This is a genomic window from Enterobacter cloacae complex sp. 2024EL-00711 (assembly GCF_047529885.1).
GTDB lineage: Bacteria > Pseudomonadota > Gammaproteobacteria > Enterobacterales > Enterobacteriaceae > Enterobacter > Enterobacter ludwigii.
The window spans coordinates 100,046-120,655 of the sequence record NZ_JBLIZC010000006.1 but is presented as its reverse complement, the minus strand read 5'-3'; the positions used below and the strand labels follow the sequence as shown (position 1 = coordinate 120,655).

The following is a 20,610-nucleotide window of genomic DNA, read 5'->3' as shown; positions in this document are numbered from 1 at the left end:
TCAGGCGTTAGAATAGCGTTCAGTTTCCGGCATCCAGCGCTCAATTAACGCTGCCGCCTGTTCGGGGTAGCGCTCATGAATATGGCGTGCGAGGCGCTGAACTTCGGGGATCATGGCCTGATCGCGCAGTAAATCCGCCACTTTAAATTCGGCGTTACCCGTCTGCCGCGTGCCCAGCAGTTCGCCTGGGCCGCGGATCTCCAGGTCTTTTTGTGCAATCACAAAACCGTCGTTACTGTCGCGCAGCACCTGCAAACGCATCTGTGCGGTTTTCGAGAGCGGTGCTTTGTAGAGCAGCACGCAGTGAGAGGCGACAGCACCGCGGCCAACGCGGCCGCGCAGCTGATGGAGTTGCGCAAGGCCAAGACGTTCCGGGTTTTCGATGATCATCAGGCTGGAATTGGGCACGTCTACGCCGACTTCAATCACCGTTGTGGCAACCAGCAAATGCAGTTCACCCTGTTTGAACGACTGCATCACCGCCTGTTTCTCAGTAGGCTTTATCCGCCCGTGAACCAGACCCACGTTCAGCTCGGGCAGCGCCAGCTTCAGCTCTTCCCACGTCGCTTCCGCGGCCTGCGCTTCAAGCAGTTCAGACTCTTCAATTAACGTGCAGACCCAGTAGGCCTGACGGCCTTCGTGAGTGCAGGCGTTGCGCACGCGGTCGATGATATCGCTGCGGCGGGTGTCCGGAATGGCGACCGTGGTGACCGGTGTACGGCCCGGCGGCAGTTCGTCGATGGTCGATGTATCGAGATCGGCGTAGGCGGTCATTGCCAGGGTGCGCGGGATAGGTGTGGCAGTCATGATCAGCTGATGCGGATGGAAGCCCTGCTGTAGCCCTTTCTCCCACAGCGCCAGACGCTGGTGTACACCGAAGCGGTGTTGTTCGTCGATAATCACCAGGGCAAGACCATTAAACTGTACCTGCTCTTGGAAAATCGCGTGCGTGCCGACAATCATCTGTACCTGACCGCTGGCAATGGCGTCCTGTTGTGCCTGACGCGCTTTACCTTTTTGCTTCCCGGCAAGCCAGCCCACTTCAATCCCAAGCGGGGCAAACCACGCGCGGAAGTTATTAGCGTGCTGTTCAGCCAGCAGTTCGGTGGGGGCCATTAGCGCCACCTGCCTGCCGTGGGCAATTGCGCGCAGGGCAGCCAGGGCTGCAACCAACGTTTTACCGGACCCCACATCCCCCTGAACCAGGCGCATCATGGGCACATCAAGCGCCATATCGCGTTCAATCTCGGCCGTGACGCGTGCCTGTGCACCGGTGGGTTTAAACGGCAGTGAGGCCAGCAGCTTATCTTTGAGTTCATCTCGCGGGCTTAAGGGCTGGGCATGAAAACGCTGCGCGCCCGCCCGTACCGCCAGCATGCTCAGGTTATGAGCCAGTAATTCCTCAAGGATAAGACGCCGTTGAGCGGGGTGTTTGCCGCTTTCCAGGTCACTAAGCTGCAGGGTTGGCGGCGGGCGGTGCAGGGTGCGCAGCGCCTCGGGCAGACTCATCATGCCCTGAGCCAGCTCAGGCGGCAGTAGCTCGGTAATGGCGCAGGTATCCAGCAGTTCCAGCGCCTGGTCGGTGAGTTTACGCAGCGTTGCCTGCTTGATGCCTTCGGTCGTCGGATAAACCGGGGTCAGGGTCTCCTGCAGCTCCGGCGTGCTCAGATCTCCCTGAACGCGATACTCCGGGTGGATCATCTCTGCGCCGTATTTCCCGCGTTTGGCTTCACCATAGGCCAGCACCCTGCGACCGGTCGCAAGGCTGTTTTTCATGGCCGCATTGAAGTTGAAAAAGCGCAGGGTGAGAATGCCGGTGCCGTCGCTGATCTGACAGGTCATCATCCGGCGTCCGCCAAAGGTGATATTGCAGTTCAGTACTTCGCCTTCAACGGTGGCGTAAATGGCAGGCAGCAGATCGCCAATCTTATAGAGTTGGGTGCGGTCTTCATAACGCAGGGGGAGATGGAGCAGGAGATCCTGCACGGTATGCAGGCCAATTTTTGCCAGTTTACTGCTTTGCGCCGCACCTACGCCCGTCAGGCTATTGAGCGGTATGGCATCCAGCAGACGGCCTTTCATCGGTTATCCTGCGTACTGCATGATGGCCCACCACTCGGCATCGGCTTCAATTTCGCCCTGCGCGTTGACGTGGGGGTAAGGCAGTTTTTTCTGTTTCGCGACGCGAGCCAGCACCGGGTAACCACCTTCGAACAGCAGGCGCTGCTGCTCCTCTTCCGGCAGCATGCTGTTGCTGCGCTTGTACATGCCCGCGTTCTGACGCTGGCGCTGCGCTTCATAGAGAATGAGCGCAGAGGCCACGGAGACATTGAGAGACTGCACCATGCCGATCATGGGGATGATGATATCCTGATCCGCCAGATCCAGCGCTTCCTGGGTGATCCCGGTTTTCTCCTGACCCATCAAAATACAGGTCGGGCGGGTGTAGTCGATCTCACGAAAATCGACGGCTTTTGCGGACAGGTTAGTGGCCAGGACCTGCATACCGCGACCTTTCAGGTGCGATACGGCTTCGCCAATAGTCTGGTGGGTTTTGACGGACACCCAGCTGTTGCTGCCTGCGGCAGTTGAAGCCATAGTTCGCATGCGGGCACCCGGCCAGACGGCGTGCACTTCATGCACGCCTACGGCGTCTGCGGTACGGACAATTGCAGAGACGTTATGAGGTTTGTGGACCTGCTCCATGCAGACCGTCAGGTCAGGCTGACGCCTGGCGAGCATTTCGCAGATACGCTCGTAACGTTTTGAATTCATAAGTCTAGTTTCGGTTACGGGTGACTTTAATCACGTCCGGCATCACGCGGATCTTGCGCATAATGTTCGCCAGATGCACGCGGTCACGGGCGGTCAGACGAATAAAGGCGCTGTAGACGCGGCCATCTTTCTCTTCCGTGTTCAGGCTCTGAATGTTGGAAGAGGCCGTATTGATTGCTGCCGTCAGGTTCGCCAGGGCACCCTGGTGGTTGAACATATCCACCTTAATTTCGGTGATAAATTCCTGTGCCGTCTCTTTATCCCACTCGACTGCCATGAACTTCTCCGCCTCTTTTTGATAGCCGCGGATGTTACGACAGGATTCGTGGTGGATAACCAGCCCTTTACCCGGACTGACGTGCGCAATAATCGGGTCACCCGGGATAGGACGGCAACATTTCGCGAAGGTGATAAGTACGCCGTCCGCGCCTTTGATCGGCAGATGACCGTGGCTTTGCGTCGTCGTCGGGATCGCCGTGGTATCACCCTGCTGCAGGTTCTTCGCCACGACCACGCTCATGGCGTTGCCGAGGCCGATTTCTGCCAGCAGGTCATCAAGCGAGGCGAGCTTCATGCGCTCCAGCTCACGCTGAATGTTCTCTTTCGGGATCTCAGCCAGCTTACGGCTACCACCCAACGCATGGTTGAGCAGACGACGCCCCAGGCTGACAGAATCATCGCGCTTGAGGTTTTTCAGCAACTGGCGGATTTTGGCGCGAGCTTTGGAACTCACGACAAAGTTCAGCCAGGCCGCGTTCGGGCGTGCGCCCGGTGCGGTAATAATTTCCACCGTCTGGCCGCTGGAAAGCGGCTGAGAGAGCGGATAAGGCTGCCTGTCGACGCGCGCGCCCACGCAGGCGTGGCCGATATCGGTATGCACGGCGTAAGCAAAGTCGACCGGCGTAGCGCCTGCAGGCAGTTCGACAATGCGGCCTTCTGGGGTGAAAACGTAAATCTCATCCGGGAAGAGATCGGATTTAACGCTCTCGATAAATTCAAACGAGCTACCCGCACTCTGCTGCAGCTCCAGCAGGCTTTGCATCCAGCGCTGGGCGCGGATTTGTGCGGTTGTACTGCTTTCACCACCGTGCTCTTTATAAGCCCAGTGTGCAGCCACACCCATCTCCGCCATCTGGTCCATGTCTTCGGTGCGGATCTGCACTTCAACAGGCACGCCGTGTGGACCGATCATCGAGGTGTGCAAAGATTGATAGCCGTTCGCTTTTGGAATGGCGATGTAATCTTTCATGCGCCCTGGACGCGGTTTGTACAGGCTGTGCATCTGGCCCAGCACGCGGTAGCAGGTATCAGAGTCGTGGACGATCACGCGGAACGCGTAGATATCCATGATCGAATGAAAACGCTGCTCTTTGAGCACCATTTTGCAGTAGATGGAGTACAGATGTTTTTCGCGACCGCTGACGCGGCACGGAATTCCCGCTTCCTGTAAACGTCCTTCAATTTCAGAGAGGATCTTTTGAATCATCTCTTTACGGTTGCCGCGTGCGGCTTTCACCACCTCTTTAATCACGCGATAGCGGTTCGGGTATAACGCTTCAAAACCCAGCTCTTCCAGCTCGGTTTTAATGTGGTGGATACCTAAACGGTGCGCCAGCGGACTGTAGATTTCGAGGGTTTCACGGGCAATGCGGCGACGTTTGTCCGGGCGAAGTGAGCCCAGCGTGCGCATATTGTGGGTACGGTCAGCAAGTTTGATAAGAATGACGCGGATATCCTGCACCATCGCCATAATCATCTTGCGAAAGTTTTCGGCTTGCGCCTCTTTCTTGTCGCGGAATTTCAGCTTATCAAGCTTAGAGACCCCTTCCACCAGCTCGGCAACGCTTTTGCCAAACAGCTGTTCCATATCCTGGTAGGTGGCAGGGGTATCTTCGATCACATCATGCAGCAGGGCAGCCATCAGCGTTTCGTAGTCGAGTTTCATCTCGGCCAGAATACAGGCCACCGCTACCGGGTGCGTGATATAGGGTTCACCGCTTGAACGTGCCTGGCCCTCGTGAGCGTCACGTGCAACGAGATACGCCTGCTGAAGACGCTTAATCTGGTCTTCAGGCAGGTAAGTTTGAATCAGTTGATTCAGGCTTTCAAACAGATACAAGGGCGACCCGCAGGTTTAATTAACGACGACCTTCAGCAATGGCGGTTACGGCCTGCAGTTCTGCGGCTTCCTGCTCTTGCTGCTCCTGGCGCTCACGTACGTCGAGGATCTGATTGTTGATCAAACCTTCTTCGATTTCGCGAAGTGCAATAACGGTAGTTTTATCGTTTTCTTCCGGTACCAGCGGATCTTTACCGCCTACCTGCATCTGACGAGCGCGACGCGCGGCGACCAGCACCAGGTCAAAACGGTTACCAATTTTCTCTACAGCGTCCTGAACAGTTACGCGTGCCATACTTAAAATGCTCCACAGGTGAAGAAATGACTGGGCATGATACTGAAAGTGGGTTCAGTCTGCCAACAGTTTGGTGATTAATGCGTCATGTCGCTGCTTCTGGCGGCTCATACGCAAGCGTTCTGCGCGAAGAATGGTTTTGAGATCGCTCAGCGCGGCATCAAAATCATCATTCACAATAAGGTAATCATATTCCGCGTAATGGCTCATTTCTGCAACTGCCTGCTCCATACGCCGGGCGATCACTTCCTCGCTGTCCTGACCGCGGCCACGCAGTCGGCGATCCAGCTCATCTTTCGATGGCGGTAAAATAAAGATACTGCGTGAATCAGGCATTTTCTTGCGAATCTGCTGTGCGCCCTGCCAGTCGATATCCAGGAACACATTTACGCCCGTGGCCAGAACCTGCTCAATGGTTTCACGCGAAGTGCCGTAGTAGTTACCGAAAACTTCTGCGTGTTCAAGAAACGCGTCTCTGCCAATCATCGCTCTGAATTCATCGTGATCAACAAAGAAATAGTGTTCACCGTGCACTTCACCCGGACGCGGTTTACGCGTGGTGTGAGAAACAGAAACCTGTGTGTCGTACAACGGTTGGGTTTTTAACAGTGCCTGAATAAGGCTGGATTTACCCGCGCCACTAGGGGCAGAAACAATATAAAGCGTGCCTTGAGCCATGAGAGTCTTTTGTATGTGTTAACGAAGAAGTCCTACATACGGGCTTATTATACACGTCGCCGCTGTGTGACGTAGCCTTTGTCACACTTTTTCCCCTGCATTATTGAATTTTGCGCGCCGTTTTCAGGTTTTACAGCTGTTTTGCAGCAATAAAAATAAACGTCTGACAACGCCTCGCAGAGTGAAAGATTGCCATTAGCACGGTTTTCCGCGTCGGGTTATACCTCCACCAACGCAAAGGAGGGGTGGCGATGTGGCGATGGATGAGCGGATTAATGCTGTTGTGGTGCGGCTATGGTACGGCGGTGTGTCCCGTGTGGTCTCAGGCAAAAGCAGAGAAAGAGATTGCGACGTTGAGTGCGCAAGTCAAACGCTGGGATGATGCCTACTGGAAGCAGGGCGTGAGCGAGGTGAATGACGACGTCTATGACCAGCTCAATGGCCGTTTAAAGCAGTGGCAGCGTTGCTTCGGCGATATACCTTCTGAGGAGGCCTTACCGGTTCTAACGGGGAGCGTAAGACATCCTGTTGCCCATACTGGAGTGCATAAAGCGGCCAGTAAAGAAGAGCTACGCCAGTGGATGCGTGGTCGTGACACTCTCTGGATGCAGCCAAAAGTCGACGGGGTGGCAGTGACTCTGGTGTATCGCGACGGAAAGTTAACCCAGGCTATCAGTCGTGGTGATGGACTTAAAGGTGAAGACTGGACTGCACAAGTGTATTTAATTCCCGCAGTGCCCAAAAAAGTGACCGGAGCGCTGACCAACAGCGTCTTACAGGGAGAGCTTTTTTGGTTACGCGACAACCATCTTCAGCGACAGATGGGGGGAATGAACGCACGGGCAAAAGTGGCGGGCGCGATGATGCGGCAAAAGGACAGTCCGCTTCTGAGCCAGACAGGGATATTTATCTGGGCCTGGCCGGATGGGCCGAAAGTGATGTCGAGTGCGCTGTCTGAGTTATCTAAAGCCGGCTTTTCCCTGACGGCGCGTTATACCCTGCCTGTACAGACTGTTGATGCTGTCGAGAAACAGCGCTCGACGTGGCACAACACGGCATTACCCTTTGCCACGGACGGCATTGTGGTGCGATCCGCGGATGCTCCTCCCGGCGAAAACTGGTTGCCCGGAGAAGGCAGCTGGGTCGTCGCATGGAAATACCCCCCGGTCGCACAGATTGCCGAAGTAAGAGATATTCATTTTGCCGTGGGGCGCACGGGAAAAATCTCGGTCGTGGCGGCGCTGGTCCCTGTCCTGCTGGATGATAAGCAGGTACAGCGGGTCAGTCTTGGGTCCGTTGAGCGCTGGCAAAGGCTGGATATTGCGACGGGTGATCAGATACAGGTCAGTCTGGCCGGGCAGGGTATCCCGCGGTTCGATAAGGTGGTCTGGCGGGGGGAAGAGAGACAAAAGCCCACACCTCCGGCCTCGCATTATCATGCGCAGAGCTGTTTTTACGCCTCGCCGGCGTGTATGGAGCAGTTCTTTGCCCGCCTGACGTGGCTTAGTTCAAAGCACGTGCTGAATATTGAAGGAGTCGGTGAGTCAGGCTGGCGGGCGCTGTATCAGGCGCATCATTTTGAACATATCTTCTCATGGCTGACATTAACGCAGGTGCAGCTGGAGTCTACCCCGGGGTTTTCCGCAGCACGCGGGCTGGCGCTCTGGCATCGCTTTAATCTGGTACGTGAGCGACCCTTTATTCGTTGGATCATGGCATTGGGTGTTCCGCTGACGCAGGCCTCGCTAAACGCTATGGGAGACCTGACGTGGCAGAAAATGCGTGAGCGTAACGCAGCAGACTGGCAGGCGCTTCCCGGCACAGGAAAGGAGAAAGCCCGGCAGCTCGTTGCGTTTATTCATGATCCTGGCATTGCCGGCCTGGTTGCCTGGCTCGGCAAGCAGGGAGTGCAAGGATTCTGACGTGAGCTTGCTGGCGCTTATCGCGGATAAATGCCGCTATCTTATCGGGGAGAATAGATAGCGGCCAGTCAGTGGGTGTCCTGAGTGTAATGAAACACGGGCAGTCCCAGTTTTAAGCGCAGCGCAAGCAAGCGAGCCGTGAAGCCAAATAACAAGGTGGCGATGACCACGACGTCATGGCTGGAAACATAATGCTGTAAAGCGATATACAGAACGGCTGATGCAAAGGATATCCCGGCGTAGAGCTCTTTTTGAAAGACTAGGGGAATGCGTTTGCAGAACATATCGCGCAGTACGCCGCCAAATACGCCCGTCACGACTGCGGCAATAGTGGCAATCACCGGGCTTTCGCCCATATCCAGCGCAATTTGTGCCCCGATGATGGAGAACACGACCAGGCCCAGAGCATCAAGCACTAAAAACAGACGTCGAAGATGGGGCATTACAGGAGCAAGGATAGTGGTCAGCACTGCGGCGACAGCCACAATGATGATGTACTCGGGGTGCTTAACCCAGCCGAGAGGGTAATGCCCCAGCAGGATATCACGTACCGATCCGCCTCCCAGTGCGGTGGCGGTAGCAATAATAATGACCCCAAACGTATCCATACGACGGCGTCCGGCAGCGAGTGCACCGGTCATGGCTTCGGCAGTGATCCCGACGAGATAAAGGATATGTAGCAGCATGTGTTCCCCCGATAGTGAGGGCAACAGGGTAGCGTTTTGTGCGGTCTGTCACGATTTAGTTTTTCTTGTGTGAGGACGTTAGCCTTATTTTTGGTAATGACTGAACGTTGTTTGGCTGGGTGTGATGGCGTTAAACGATAATTTTCACATTACAATTATTCATGTTATAGGCGTTTGCCGCCGATAGCCTGTTCCGATAAAAAAATGGCCCCTGAACGGGGCCATGATGAGAAAGCGGCTTGAATAAAGCGTTACTCGATATTCTGGATCTGCTCGCGCATCTGCTCAATCAGCACTTTCAGTTCAATGGCGGAGTTGGTCACTTCAGCATTGATCGATTTCGAGGCCAGGGTGTTCGACTCGCGGTTGAACTCCTGCATCATAAAGTCGAGACGACGCCCTACGGCTTCTTTCTTCTTCAGGATGTTGTAAGTCTCTTTAACGTGCGCTTCCAGACGATCCAGCTCTTCGGCGACGTCAATGCGCTGTGCCATCAGCACCAGCTCTTGTTCCAGACGGGTATTTTCCAGCTGAACTTCCGCTTCTTCCAGTTTGGCCACCAGGCGCTCACGCTGCCATTGCAGGACCGCAGGCATATGGGTACGGACTTTAGCCACTTCGGTGGTCACACCTTCCAGACGCTGCTCAATCATCGCTTTGAGGGCCTGGCCTTCAGTTTCGCGGGCAATGATAAAGTCATCCAGCGTGCTGTCGAGGGCACTGAGAATTTCAGCGGCAATCGTGTCCAGATCCTGCTCACCGGCGGCCATGACGCCAGGCCAGCGCAGAATATCGACCGGGTTGATTTCCCCTTCATCGCTTTGCATCTTGACCCAGTTCGCTGCAGTGACGAGCTGTTTCGCCAGTTTTTCGTTGAGGATCAGCTCACCCTGGGCGCTGGCATCAGGCTCAAAACGCAGGTTACATTCCACTTTACCGCGCGTCAGACGAGCACGGATACGCTCGCGTACAACAGGTTCAAGGCTGCGGAACTGCTCCGGCATACGGAAATACGTTTCCAGGTAGCGCTGGTTTACCGAGCGCATTTCCCATGTAGCGCTACCCCAGCTACCCTTGATTTCACGCCGGGCGTAGGCGGTCATACTGCGGATCATAGACATTCCCGTTTTTAAAGGAGAGATGGGGGGATTATAGCTTTCGGGGGCTTCTCAGGATAGGAATAAGCGTCCTTTATCCGTATAATGCGCAGCCACATTCGTTTCAAGCCGGAGATTTCATCATGCGTCCAGCAGGTCGTAGCGCCAATCAGGTGCGTCCCGTCACCCTGACCCGTAACTATACAAAACACGCAGAAGGCTCCGTACTGGTTGAGTTTGGTGACACCAAAGTGCTGTGCACCGCGTCCATCGAAGAGGGCGTTCCACGCTTCCTGAAAGGTCAGGGCCAGGGCTGGATCACTGCGGAATATGGCATGTTGCCGCGTGCAACCCATACCCGTAACGCCCGCGAAGCGGCAAAAGGCAAGCAGGGCGGCCGTACCATGGAAATCCAGCGTTTGATCGCACGTGCGCTGCGCGCCGCCGTTGATCTGAAAACACTGGGTGAATTTACCATTACTCTGGACTGCGACGTCATTCAGGCAGACGGTGGTACGCGTACGGCGTCGATTACCGGTGCATGTGTGGCGTTGGCTGATGCCCTGAATAAGCTGGTTGCAGCCGGTAAGCTGAAAACGAATCCGATGAAAGGGATGGTCGCGGCTGTTTCCGTGGGTATCGTTAACGGTGAAGCGCTTTGCGATCTGGAATACGTTGAAGATTCCGCTGCCGAGACTGACATGAACGTGGTGATGACTGAAGACGGTCGCATCATTGAGGTGCAGGGCACGGCAGAAGGTGAGCCGTTCACCCATGAAGAACTTCTTACCTTGCTGGCGTTGGCCCGAGGGGGAATTGAATCTATCGTAACGACGCAGAAGGCGGCGTTAGAAAATTGATTTTAAAGGCGACTGATGAGTCGCCTTTTTTTTGTTCGTACAAAAGCAAAAGTCGGAGGAGTAAGCCCATGAAATCCTGGCAGCGTGAGTTTATTGAGTTTGCGCTTAACAAGCAGGTCCTGAAATTTGGCGAGTTTACGCTGAAATCCGGGCGTAAGAGCCCCTATTTCTTCAACGCCGGACTGTTTAATACCGGGCGCGATCTGGCATTGTTAGGCCGTTTCTATGCCGAAGCGCTGGTGGACTCCGGCATTGATTTTGACCTGCTGTTTGGCCCAGCCTATAAAGGCATTCCGATTGCCACTACCACTGCGGTTGCGCTGGCGGAACACCACGACCGCGACGTACCGTACTGCTTTAACCGTAAAGAGGCTAAAACCCACGGTGAAGGCGGTAATCTGGTAGGCAGTGCGCTGCAGGGTCGCGTTATGCTGGTGGACGATGTGATCACCGCCGGTACCGCTATTCGCGAATCGATGGAGATTATTCAGGCCAACGGCGCTACGCTTGCTGGCGTGCTGATCTCTTTGGATCGTCAGGAACGCGGGCGTGGCGAAATCTCTGCGATTCAGGAAGTTGAGCGCGATTATGGCTGTAAAGTGACGTCGATCATCACCCTGAAAGACCTGATTGCGTATCTGGAAGAGAAGCCTGAGATGGCGGATCATCTGGCTGCGGTACGTGGGTATCGCGAAGCTTTCGGCGTGTAATATCAAGCCCGGTGGCGTTCTGCTTACCGGGCCTGAAGATTATTGCAGTTGTGCCGCCACTAACGGCCAACGGGCGTCAAAATCGTCCGTTGGACGGTATTTAAACTCGCTGCGAACAAAGCGGGAGAGCATGCCTTCGCAAAACGACAGGATCTGACTTGCCAGCAGCGTTTCATCGGTGCTGTAACCTTCACCCTCACGCATTTTTTTCTCGCGCAGTACCTGGCGCAGTTGTGCTTCAATACGCTCGAAGAGCTGGTTAATACGGCCCTGCAATCGGTCCTGCTCGAACATCAGCGCGTGGCCAGTCAGGATACGGGTTAAGCCCGGATTGCGTTCACCAAAGCCCAGAATGAGCTGCACAATTAGACGCAAACGCGCAGTCGTGTCTTTTTCGTCTTTCAGAATCAGGTTGATGCGAGTGATCAGACTGTCTTCGATAAATTCGATCAGACTGTCAAACATCCGGGTTTTGCTCGGAAAATGACGATACAACGCCGCTTCAGACACGCCCACGGAGGCGGCCAGTTTTGCGGTGGTGATGCGTTGACTACCATCGCTGGATTCAAGCATCAGCGCCAGAGATTGAAGTATTTCTTCGCGACGGTTCCTTTTCGCGGTTTGTTTTTCTGCCATGTTACAAAATACCCCTGAAAATAAGCACTTGCCAGGCTGGCATCCACACAGCGACCGCAAACTGACGTTTGCGGTTTGTTATTGCATTATGGCGCTGTGAGATACGTGTCGGTCGGGCGGTTATTTGCGCCCGGAATGGCCGAAGCCGCCTTCGCCACGGTCGGTGGCGTCAAAGTCTTCCACCAGGTTAAATTCTGCCTGAACCACCGGTACAAAGACCATCTGTGCGATACGCTCGCCCGGTTCAATGGTGAAGCTGTCCTGACCACGGTTCCAGACGGAAACCATCAGTTGACCCTGGTAGTCAGAGTCGATCAGGCCGACCAGGTTACCCAGTACCACTCCATGCTTATGACCCAGACCAGAACGCGGCAGGATCACCGCTGCCAGCGACGGGTCAGCAATGTGGATTGCCAGGCCGGTTGGGATCAGGGTGGTTGCACCCGGAGCCAGCTCTACGGCGTCATCGAGACAGGCGCGCAGGTCAAGACCGGCAGAGCCGGAGGTGGCATAGGTTGGCAGCGCAAATTGCTTCCCAACACGCGGGTCCAGAATCTTAACGTCGATTTTTTTCATCATAACGGGTAACGATCTCGTCCAGTAATTGTTGGCCCAGGAGTTCCTTGCGCTCAAGCGGTAAGACTTTATCTCCATCCTGCCAGAAAAGGTGCAGTGCGTTGCTGTCGCTGTTAAATCCTTGCGTGGCCAGCGATACGTCGTTCGCGCAAATCAAATCGAGGTTTTTGCGGGTACGTTTTTGCCGGGCATATTCTTCCACATTATTTGTTTCTGCGGCAAACCCAACAACGTAAGGACGATGGCTTTTCAGTGCGGCGACACCCGCAACAATGTCCGGATTTTTCACCATTTTTAGTGTTAATTCATCGCCTTGCTTTTTAATTTTTGACCCGGAAATGGTTTCGGCACGGTAATCTGCAACAGCCGCACAGCCGATAAAAATCTGCTGGTTCTGCGCATGCGCCTGTACGGCGGCGTCCATCTCCAGGGCGGTGGTGACATCAATACGCTGCACAAATGGCGGTGTCGGTAACGAGACCGGGCCGCTCACCAGCGTGACTTTTGCACCGCGTTTTGCCGCCGCGGCAGCAATGGCAAAGCCCATTTTACCGGAGCTATGGTTGGTAATGTAACGCACCGGGTCCAGCGGCTCGCGCGTTGGACCCGCGGTAATCATGATGTTGAGATGTTGCAGATCGTTGACAGGCGAAAAATGGCCGGCGGCCAGCTCAACGATGGTCAGCGGGTCAAGCATACGACCAGGACCCACATCACCACACGCCTGGCTACCGCTGTCCGGCCCCCAGATGAGCAGGCCGCGTGAGGCCAGCGTCGTCAGATTATGCTGGGTGGCGGCGTTGCGGTACATCTGCTGGTTCATCGCGGGGACGACGGCAACAGGTGCGGGCGTGGCCAGGCAAATGGTCGAGACCAGATCGTTTGCCATGCCGGCTGCTACGCGGGCAATTAAATCTGCTGTGGCGGGGGCAAGGATAACCAGGTCTGCCCATTTTCCCAGTTCAATATGGCCCATCGCGGCTTCGGCGGCCGGATCAAGGAGGCTGTCAGAGACGGGGTACCCTGAAACGGCCTGCAGGCTCAGAGGCGTGATAAAGGCTTTGCCGCCTTCCGTTATCGCGACCCGCACATCCGCCCCGCGCTCGCGCAAACGACGCACCAGCTCCGGCGCTTTATAGGCAGCAATACCGCCGCTCACGCCAAGAACGATTTTTTTACCGGCCAGGCTCATCATGATTCTTTCCTGTTGGGTTTCACCAGAGAGCGGGCATTTTATCACAATCCCAAAAAGGGGGTGATTTTGTCCTTCGGCCAGTTTGCGAGGCGTTACGCAGGAATGAAAAGTGGGCGTCGAGCGCCGGGGGTGGCTGTGGCAGCATGATGGCAAACCGAAGGAGACAGGCATGGAAGAGACTGAACTGCTGCTACCGCGTGAAAAAATGCTGCGCTATGGCGTCACGTTGTTAAAGGACGACGAGTTGCTGGCACTCTTTTTACGCACCGGAACGCCCGGCAAAACGGTATTTACGCTGGCAAAGGAGCTCATCGACCATTTTGGTTCGCTGTATGGCTTATTGACGGCGGATCTGACGGAATTCAGGCACGTCGAAGGAATTGGCGTGGCGAAGTTCGCCCAACTGAGGGGGATTGCTGAACTGGCCCGCCGTTTTTACGACGTCCGTATGGAAGAGGAAGATCCCATACTCACCCCGGATATGACACGCGTATTTCTCCAGAGCCAGCTATCAGATTTGGAGCGCGAGATCTTTATGGTGATCTTTCTTGATAACAGGAACCGGGTACTAAAACATAGCCGTCTTTTTTCCGGAACACTGAGCCACGTTGAGGTTCATCCGCGAGAAATTGTGCGGGAAGCGATAAAAGTGAATGCAGCCGGCGTGATACTCGCGCATAATCACCCCTCTGGCTGTGCAGAACCAAGCAGAGCTGACAAAGAGATGACCGAACGCATTATCAAATGCTGTCAATTCATGGACATTCGTGTGCTCGACCATCTGATAATTGGTCGCGGCGAGTACATTTCTTTTGCAGAACATGGCTGGATTTAGGCTATTTCTCGCGATCCATCGGGATCTTTGTCTGTTCGGGACTTGAGCACACCGCCGAGTCAGCGTATACTACGCCACCTTTGAGAATCTCGGGTTTGGCATTTGGGCCTGGCAATCGAGAGTTCAATAGAACTATGCGATGACCGGGCTGTAAAGCCTGACGAGGCGCCGATACCCCATACGAAGCTCGAGCTAATTTGATTTTTGGAGAATAGACATGTCCCGAGTCTGCCAAGTTACTGGCAAGCGTCCGGTGACCGGTAACAACCGTTCCCACGCACTGAACGCGACTAAACGCCGTTTCCTGCCGAACCTGCACTCTCACCGTTTCTGGGTTGAGAGCGAGAAGCGTTTTGTCACCCTGCGCGTATCTGCTAAAGGTATGCGTGTAATCGATAAGAAAGGCATTGATACAGTTCTGTCCGAACTGCGTGCCCGTGGCGAAAAGTACTAAGTACTTAAAGAGGAAATAAATCATGGCTAAAGGTATTCGCGAGAAAATCAAGCTGGTTTCTTCTGCTGGTACAGGTCACTTCTACACCACCACGAAGAACAAACGTACTAAGCCGGAAAAACTGGAACTGAAAAAATTCGATCCAGTTGTACGCCAGCACGTACTGTACAAAGAAGCTAAAATCAAATAATTTTAGCCTCCTTGTATTGAAAAACCCCGCAACTGCGGGGTTTTTTGCATTCTGCATCTTACTCCGGAGGAATCATGCCTGAATTACCTGAGGTAGAGACCAGCCGCCGCGGTATTGAGCCGCATCTGGTCGGCGCGACTATTCTTCATGCTATCGTTCGCAACGGTCGCCTGCGTTGGCCGGTGTCCGATGAAATCCATGCGTTAAGCGATAAACCGATTCTCAGCGTCCAGCGTCGCGCCAAATATCTGCTGCTGGAGCTGCCCGACGGCTGGATTATCATCCATCTCGGTATGTCTGGTAGTCTGCGCATCCTTACCGAAGAACTGCCCGCGGAAAAGCATGACCATGTCGATCTGGTGATGAGCAACGGTAAAGTGCTGCGTTACACCGACCCACGACGCTTTGGCGCATGGCTGTGGACCAATGAGCTTGAAGGACACAGCGTTCTGGCGCATCTGGGGCCAGAGCCGCTCTCAGAGGCATTTAACGCGGAATACCTGAAAGCGAAGTGTGCAAAGAAGAAAACCCCGATCAAACCGTGGCTGATGGACAATAAGCTGGTGGTGGGAGTAGGGAATATTTATGCCAGCGAATCGCTGTTTGCCGCCGGGATCCATCCCGATCGGCTGGCCTCATCGCTGTCATCCCAGGAGTGTGAACTGCTGGTCCGGGTGATTAAAGCGGTGCTGCTGCGTTCGATTGAGCAAGGGGGGACCACCCTGAAGGACTTCCTGCAGAGCGACGGTAAACCCGGCTATTTTGCTCAGGAGCTGCAGGTATATGGCCGTAAGGGTGAGCCGTGCAGAGTCTGTGGGACACCGATTATTGTAACGAAGCACGCTCAGCGCGCCACGTTCTATTGCCGTCAGTGCCAGAAATAGGGCTACTTTAATTTTTCCATCAACGCCTGATGGACGTTAGCCGGCAGGAAATGGGTCACGTCACCGTGATGACGCGCCACCTCTTTGACCAGCGAGGAAGAGATAAACGACCACTCTTTTGAGGGCATCAGGAACACGCTCTCCAGCTCTGGCATCAGGTGGCGATTCATGTGCGCCAGCTGCATTTCGTATTCGAAGTCAGCCACCGCGCGTAACCCACGGATCAAAATGTTAGCCTGCCGGGCACGGGCGAAGTTGGCCATCAGATCGCTGAAGCCCACCACCTCGACGTTTGGCAGATGCGAGATAGCGTCAGTGGCAAGTGCAACGCGCTCATTGAGATCGAACATGGGTTTCTTACTGGGGCTGGCGGCGATCGCCAGAATCACCTTATCAAACATGCATGCCGCACGGGTGATGATGTCAAGATGACCGTTGGTGATGGGATCAAAGGTACCCGGATAAATCGCTTTTGTGCTCATGGCTCACGTTTTCTCTGAGTAGCCGCGGCAAAGCGCCCACAGCTCGGTGTATTTGTTGAAAGTATACTGGGCATTCACCACCGCCAGTAACCACCCCTGTTTACCGTCCAGCACGCCGCCTCGCAGCAGCAGTGTTTTCAGAAATGCCCCCAGCGTGTGGGTGAAAATACCGGTCAGCGTGGCCTTCTTGCCGCGCAGGTAACGCTCATGCGCCCATGCGGTGGCATAGTTAAGCTGTTTGCGCTGGAAGCTGGCGAAATCCCGGCAGGTCAGATGCAGCAGATCGCCCGTCAGAGGAATGACGGGGGCACTGTCGCATGCCAGGGATTCATGGACCAGATTATCGTTGTACTGATATCGCTCACGCTCGTAGAGGCGCATTACGCGGTCTGGATACCAGCCGCTGTGGCGCATAAAACGGCCAAGGAAATAGTTGCGACGTGCAATGCTGTATACCGCGCCAGGCTGAGGTGCTGCCAGCACCGCCTGAATGGCCTGGCGGAGCTCTGGTGTAATGCGCTCGTCAGTGTCCAGCATCAGCACGTAATCGCCAGTAGCATAGCGCTGCGCGCGCTGGCGCTGGATGCCGTAGCCTTGCCAGTCGGTATCGATAAAGATCTTTGCACCCGCGGCACGGGCGACATCCACCGTGTTGTCCTCGCTGCCGGAGTCGAGAAGGACAATTTCGTCAGCCCAGGCGACGGAGGCCAGGCAGTCCGGAAGCAGGTCGGCGGCGTTTTTGGCGATCATCACGACCGACAGACGCGTTGACATTAGTGGCTCCGCTGAGGCAGATAAGGTTGCAGAAGTTGCAGCAGACGAGTGAGTGCGCCCTGGTTCTGATGCAGCACTTCGACAGCATGGCGACCATACCAGAGGCGGTAGTCTTCGTCGGTCAGAAGGGTTGAGACCTCTTTGACCACCGAGTCCGCGTCGGTCACGGTAATTAACCCGTCGGCTTGCTGCAATTTAGCGCAGATATCTTTGAAGTTAAACGTGTGTGGACCCATCAGCACCGGAATGGCGTGTGCGGCCGGCTCAAGCGGATTATGGCCGCCGCGCTCCACAAGGCTGCCGCCGACAAAAGCCAGATCGGCAATGCCGTAAAGCAACATCAGCTCGCCCATTGTATCGCCAATCACCACCTGAGTGCTGCCGGAGGGGATCTCACCGCTGCTGCGCAGAGTAAAGCTGAAGCCGCCTTTCTGCACCATCTCACGCGCATCTTTAAAACGTTCGGGGTGACGGGGGACCAGAATCAGCAGCAAATCGGGGAATTTTTCCAGCAGCTTACGATGGGCCTGCAGGATAATGGCTTCTTCGCCGTCATGGGTGCTGGTTGCAATCCACACCTGGCGACGCGGTGCCCACTGGCGACGCAGCGTAATTGCACGGGCGGCGAGTTCAGGCGTGACGGAGATATCGAACTTCAGGCTACCCGTCACCGCAAGCTGGTTGCGCTTCAGGCCCAGAGCGAGAAAGCGCGCCGCGTCTTCTTCGTTCTGCGCGGCAATCAGCGTTATTCGGCTGAGCAGGCGGCGCATAAATTTACCTAACTTGCCGTAACCTTTCGCCGAGCGCTCTGAAAGGCGCGCGTTGGCAATCACCAGCGGAATTTTACGGGCATGCAGGGCGGAAATCATATTTGGCCACAGCTCGGTTTCCATGACGATCACCAGTTTCGGGCGAACGGTATTCAGGAAGCGGTTCATGGCGCAAGGCAGGTCGTAAGGCAAATAGACGTGTTGAACGTCTTTACCGAACGCCGATAATGCGCGTTCAGACCCCGTCGGCGTCATGGTCGTGACCGTGATCGGCAGTGACGGATAGCGGTGACGAAGGGCGCGAACCAGCGGGATCGCCGCCAGCGTTTCGCCCACAGAAACGGAATGCAGCAAAATACCGTCCGGCACGACTTTATTGCGGCAGTAACCATAGCGTTCAGCCCAGCGTTTACGATACGCAGGCGCTTTACGGCTACGAAGCAACAGTCGCAGCCACACCAGTGGCTGGATGATGTAGAGCAGGGCGGTATACAACAATTCCAAGCGATTATCCGTTTTTTAGTTTCGGCGGGGAAATTCTAAGCATTTAAGCCGGGTAAAGCTATCTCTTATGCCAGATACCGTTTTAAACGGAAGTAGCGTCGGCCCAGGCGCCAGCGCAAACGGGGGCTTTTGGCACTTTTCCAGATAAGCCTCCAGATACCCGTGTCGAAGAACTCTTTTATTATCATCGACTTCTTCTGCACATCCTTCATATTGTCGAAGGTATGAATGATCCCAAGCCCCTCTTTGGCGATTTGCCAGTGGCAGGCGGGGATATCTTTCACTTTTTCCGGGTAACGCTGGTTGATGGCATCCAGCATCTGCAGAATTTTCATGTAATGGCGCGCCGAGCGAATCAGCGTGTCATCATTGTCCGGCATATGAGAAACCGATGCGGAATGAATGTAATAGTCGTAAAAACGTTCACTGGTGTACTGCACGCGGTCAGCTGCGAGCAAGACTTCGGTAGTCCACGGGATATCCTGATGGCGCAGGCCGGGCTCAAAACGAAAACCGTTCTGACGAATAAAGTCGTGGCGATAGATATTCAGCCAGGTCACATGCAGAAACTTGCGTGAGTCGAGCGCTTTTTTTAACCATGCCGCACCGGTCATGACGCCTGTCGAGGCCAACTTGTCTTCCGGGAAAATCGGCCGTGAAGGCTTCTTATTGTTTTCCCAGACGTAGTTTCCGTTGCAGGTGGCGACATCCAGATTCTGCGTGACGGCCATATCAAGCAAGCGCTGATACATGCCCGGCTTAAAGACATCATCAATATCCGGGAAAGAGAGATATTGGCCGGTAGCGACGGCCAGACCGGTATTGCGCGCAATGGATACACCCTGATTTTCCTGTTCGATAACCTGCATTTGCGGCAGTTTTTCACGCCAGGTTTCGACTATCTGCATCGAACTGTCCGTGGAGCCATCATTGACGATGATGACTTCCATACTGTCGATCTGTTGATTCGCAAGGCAGGTAAAGAACTGATCCAGGAAAGCTTCGCCGTTATAAACGGCAACCACTACGCTTAATAATGGCGCTGAATTTTGCATAAGAAACCTGATTATTATTGATTGTCTACCAACGCAACATATTGCTGGCAAATGGCATTTATCCCGAACGACGCGATCGTTGCGCTATCAACGACAGGCGGGGAGGTATAGAGATCGGCCAGTGTTTTCGCCAGTGATTCGTCATTCATCTCCGACAGCCCGCGCGCCAGCGTACCCGTGAGGATTTCAGCAGGCCCGCCAGGACAGTTCGTACTGACAGGCGGCGTCTGGCAGATGATGGATTCTACCAGTACGTTACCAAAACCTTCACAGTCAGAACTTAACACTAAAAGCCGTGCACCTTTAATCCACGGATAAGGGTTGGACTCGAAGGGGCGGAAAATAACCTTGTCTTCGATCCCGAGTTCTTTCGCTAACTGTTTAAGCTGTTGAATTTTGGTGTCAGAACCGTTGCCCATCATCACCAGCGATGCGTCTATTTTGCTCTGTGCATAGGCACGCAGAAGGCGGTCGTGGCGTTTATGTTCATGAAAACGACCCACGTGAATAATGTAATCCTGCCCCTGCATCTCAAAAGGTGCATCCGCCAGACGCTGGATTTCAGGAATATCAAAGGGATTATGGATAACCGCTTTGCGACGAAGGTCGATGGACAGCGTCTCTGAGAGATCTTTCAGCACGGCGGCGGAGACGGCGACAACGTTTCGGTTTTCGTAGGTATGACGAATTTTGTAATGCTTAAACCAGCGTGAAAGGCCGTGGCGATGACGCAGGTAGGAGAATGAGAACATGCCATGCACGCAGAACCAGACCTTATCGCGATCCAGCGCACGACTGTGCGCCACGATACGATCGGTTTTATGCAGATGCGAGAATATGACGTCGAACTTCCCGCTGCGCTCAGCCTGCTCAATGGCATTGTCCAGCAGTTGCGCCCGGCGCGGGATCTCGGTGAGCTTTCTCCAGGGTTTTTTACACGTATCCTGAATGACCTGATAATCAATGCCTGCCGGGATGGCGTAGTCGCACACCTTTCGCAGGGAGAAAAGGGAGACCTGATGCCCCATTTCTATCAATCCGCTGGAGAGGGTGAGAACCGTTTTTTCGGCTCCTCCACCGGGCAAACCATCAATAATCATTAGGATGCGCATT

Annotated in this window: 22 protein-coding genes; 7 read left to right on the top strand and 15 right to left on the bottom strand. The window is 54.7% G+C overall.

Features of this window, described 5'->3' with window-relative positions:
* From recG to gmk, 5 genes are read right to left on the bottom strand one after another with little or no spacing between them, the layout of a single operon-like run.
* A complete protein-coding gene (gene recG / locus ACMVME_RS17560) occupies positions 1 to 2,082 on the bottom strand; it encodes an ATP-dependent DNA helicase RecG (protein ID WP_068795328.1) in 2,082 nt (693 codons plus the stop codon).
* A 3-nt stretch (positions 2,083 to 2,085) separates the two neighbouring features.
* Positions 2,086 to 2,775, bottom strand: a complete 690-nt coding sequence (gene trmH / locus ACMVME_RS17555) for a tRNA (guanosine(18)-2'-O)-methyltransferase TrmH (protein ID WP_068795327.1) — start codon at positions 2,773 to 2,775, stop codon at positions 2,086 to 2,088.
* 4 nt (positions 2,776 to 2,779) lie between these two features.
* Complete coding sequence (gene spoT / locus ACMVME_RS17550) at positions 2,780 to 4,894, bottom strand: bifunctional GTP diphosphokinase/guanosine-3',5'-bis pyrophosphate 3'-pyrophosphohydrolase (protein WP_014168043.1); 2,115 nt, start codon at positions 4,892 to 4,894, stop codon at positions 2,780 to 2,782.
* A gap of 19 nt (positions 4,895 to 4,913) precedes the next feature.
* Positions 4,914 to 5,189 (bottom strand): DNA-directed RNA polymerase subunit omega, encoded by a 276-nt coding sequence (gene rpoZ / locus ACMVME_RS17545; protein ID WP_000135058.1) that lies wholly within the window; start codon positions 5,187 to 5,189, stop codon positions 4,914 to 4,916.
* 54 nt (positions 5,190 to 5,243) lie between these two features.
* Positions 5,244 to 5,867, bottom strand: coding sequence for a guanylate kinase (gene gmk / locus ACMVME_RS17540; RefSeq protein WP_014168044.1), 624 nt, complete (start codon positions 5,865 to 5,867; stop codon positions 5,244 to 5,246).
* Positions 5,868 to 6,118: 251 nt separating this feature from the next.
* Between gmk and ligB the strand changes: the two genes are divergently transcribed.
* Positions 6,119 to 7,789 carry an NAD-dependent DNA ligase LigB gene (gene ligB, locus ACMVME_RS17535; protein WP_068795326.1) on the top strand — a complete coding sequence of 557 codons (1,671 nt, stop codon included), beginning with the start codon at positions 6,119 to 6,121 and terminating at the stop codon, positions 7,787 to 7,789.
* 68 nt (positions 7,790 to 7,857) lie between these two features.
* Here ligB and ACMVME_RS17530 read toward each other — a convergent pair whose 3' ends face one another.
* Entirely contained in the window at positions 7,858 to 8,475 is a 618-nt protein-coding gene (locus ACMVME_RS17530; RefSeq protein WP_020882694.1) for a trimeric intracellular cation channel family protein, read from the bottom strand.
* A 251-nt stretch (positions 8,476 to 8,726) separates the two neighbouring features.
* Positions 8,727 to 9,590, bottom strand: a complete 864-nt coding sequence (locus tag ACMVME_RS17525; protein WP_020882693.1) for a YicC/YloC family endoribonuclease — start codon at positions 9,588 to 9,590, stop codon at positions 8,727 to 8,729.
* 125 nt (positions 9,591 to 9,715) lie between these two features.
* On the opposite strand from ACMVME_RS17525, the gene rph reads away from it, so the two are divergent.
* Positions 9,716 to 10,432, top strand: a complete 717-nt coding sequence (gene rph, locus ACMVME_RS17520) for a ribonuclease PH (RefSeq protein WP_013094888.1) — start codon at positions 9,716 to 9,718, stop codon at positions 10,430 to 10,432.
* A 68-nt stretch (positions 10,433 to 10,500) separates the two neighbouring features.
* Positions 10,501 to 11,142 (top strand): orotate phosphoribosyltransferase, encoded by a 642-nt coding sequence (pyrE, locus tag ACMVME_RS17515; protein WP_014168048.1) that lies wholly within the window; start codon positions 10,501 to 10,503, stop codon positions 11,140 to 11,142.
* 39 nt (positions 11,143 to 11,181) lie between these two features.
* Here pyrE and slmA read toward each other — a convergent pair whose 3' ends face one another.
* From slmA to coaBC, 3 genes are all read right to left on the bottom strand, one after another.
* Positions 11,182 to 11,778, bottom strand: a complete 597-nt coding sequence (slmA, locus tag ACMVME_RS17510; RefSeq protein WP_020882692.1) for a nucleoid occlusion factor SlmA — start codon at positions 11,776 to 11,778, stop codon at positions 11,182 to 11,184.
* Positions 11,779 to 11,898: 120 nt separating this feature from the next.
* Positions 11,899 to 12,357 carry a dUTP diphosphatase gene (gene dut, locus ACMVME_RS17505; protein ID WP_014168052.1) on the bottom strand — a complete coding sequence of 153 codons (459 nt, stop codon included), beginning with the start codon at positions 12,355 to 12,357 and terminating at the stop codon, positions 11,899 to 11,901.
* Positions 12,335 to 13,546, bottom strand: coding sequence for a bifunctional phosphopantothenoylcysteine decarboxylase/phosphopantothenate--cysteine ligase CoaBC (gene coaBC / locus ACMVME_RS17500; protein WP_025206464.1), 1,212 nt, complete (start codon positions 13,544 to 13,546; stop codon positions 12,335 to 12,337). The genes dut and coaBC overlap by 23 nt, the downstream gene beginning before the upstream one ends.
* Before the next feature lie 172 nt (positions 13,547 to 13,718).
* Here coaBC and radC point away from each other — a divergent pair, with 172 nt between their 5' ends.
* The 4 genes from radC to mutM all read left to right on the top strand — a co-directional run bounded on the left by radC (position 13,719) and on the right by mutM (position 15,912).
* Positions 13,719 to 14,384 (top strand): RadC family protein, encoded by a 666-nt coding sequence (gene radC / locus ACMVME_RS17495; RefSeq protein ID WP_020882690.1) that lies wholly within the window; start codon positions 13,719 to 13,721, stop codon positions 14,382 to 14,384.
* A 217-nt stretch (positions 14,385 to 14,601) separates the two neighbouring features.
* A complete protein-coding gene (gene rpmB, locus ACMVME_RS17490) occupies positions 14,602 to 14,838 on the top strand; it encodes a 50S ribosomal protein L28 (protein WP_002436699.1) in 237 nt (78 codons plus the stop codon).
* Between the two features lie 22 nt (positions 14,839 to 14,860).
* Positions 14,861 to 15,028: a 50S ribosomal protein L33 gene (gene rpmG, locus ACMVME_RS17485; RefSeq protein ID WP_003024094.1), complete on the top strand. Its 168-nt coding sequence runs from the start codon at positions 14,861 to 14,863 to the stop codon at positions 15,026 to 15,028.
* A gap of 74 nt (positions 15,029 to 15,102) precedes the next feature.
* Entirely contained in the window at positions 15,103 to 15,912 is an 810-nt protein-coding gene (mutM, locus tag ACMVME_RS17480) for a bifunctional DNA-formamidopyrimidine glycosylase/DNA-(apurinic or apyrimidinic site) lyase (RefSeq protein WP_068795325.1), read from the top strand.
* 2 nt (positions 15,913 to 15,914) lie between these two features.
* Here the strand turns inward: mutM and coaD are convergent, their stop codons facing one another.
* The 5 genes from coaD to ACMVME_RS17455 all read right to left on the bottom strand — a co-directional run bounded on the left by coaD (position 15,915) and on the right by ACMVME_RS17455 (position 20,609).
* On the bottom strand, positions 15,915 to 16,394 hold the full coding sequence (gene coaD, locus ACMVME_RS17475) for a pantetheine-phosphate adenylyltransferase (RefSeq protein ID WP_014168056.1): 480 nt from the start codon (positions 16,392 to 16,394) through the stop codon (positions 15,915 to 15,917).
* Between the two features lie 3 nt (positions 16,395 to 16,397).
* Entirely contained in the window at positions 16,398 to 17,168 is a 771-nt protein-coding gene (locus tag ACMVME_RS17470; protein WP_068795324.1) for a glycosyltransferase family 2 protein, read from the bottom strand.
* Complete coding sequence (gene waaA / locus ACMVME_RS17465; protein ID WP_014168058.1) at positions 17,168 to 18,442, bottom strand: lipid IV(A) 3-deoxy-D-manno-octulosonic acid transferase; 1,275 nt, start codon at positions 18,440 to 18,442, stop codon at positions 17,168 to 17,170. The genes ACMVME_RS17470 and waaA overlap by 1 nt, the downstream gene beginning before the upstream one ends.
* 65 nt (positions 18,443 to 18,507) lie before the next feature.
* Positions 18,508 to 19,497 (bottom strand): glycosyltransferase, encoded by a 990-nt coding sequence (locus ACMVME_RS17460; RefSeq protein ID WP_020882686.1) that lies wholly within the window; start codon positions 19,495 to 19,497, stop codon positions 18,508 to 18,510.
* A 14-nt stretch (positions 19,498 to 19,511) separates the two neighbouring features.
* Positions 19,512 to 20,609: a glycosyltransferase gene (locus ACMVME_RS17455; RefSeq protein ID WP_032679322.1), complete on the bottom strand. Its 1,098-nt coding sequence runs from the start codon at positions 20,607 to 20,609 to the stop codon at positions 19,512 to 19,514.
* Between the last annotated feature and the right edge of the window lies 1 nt (position 20,610).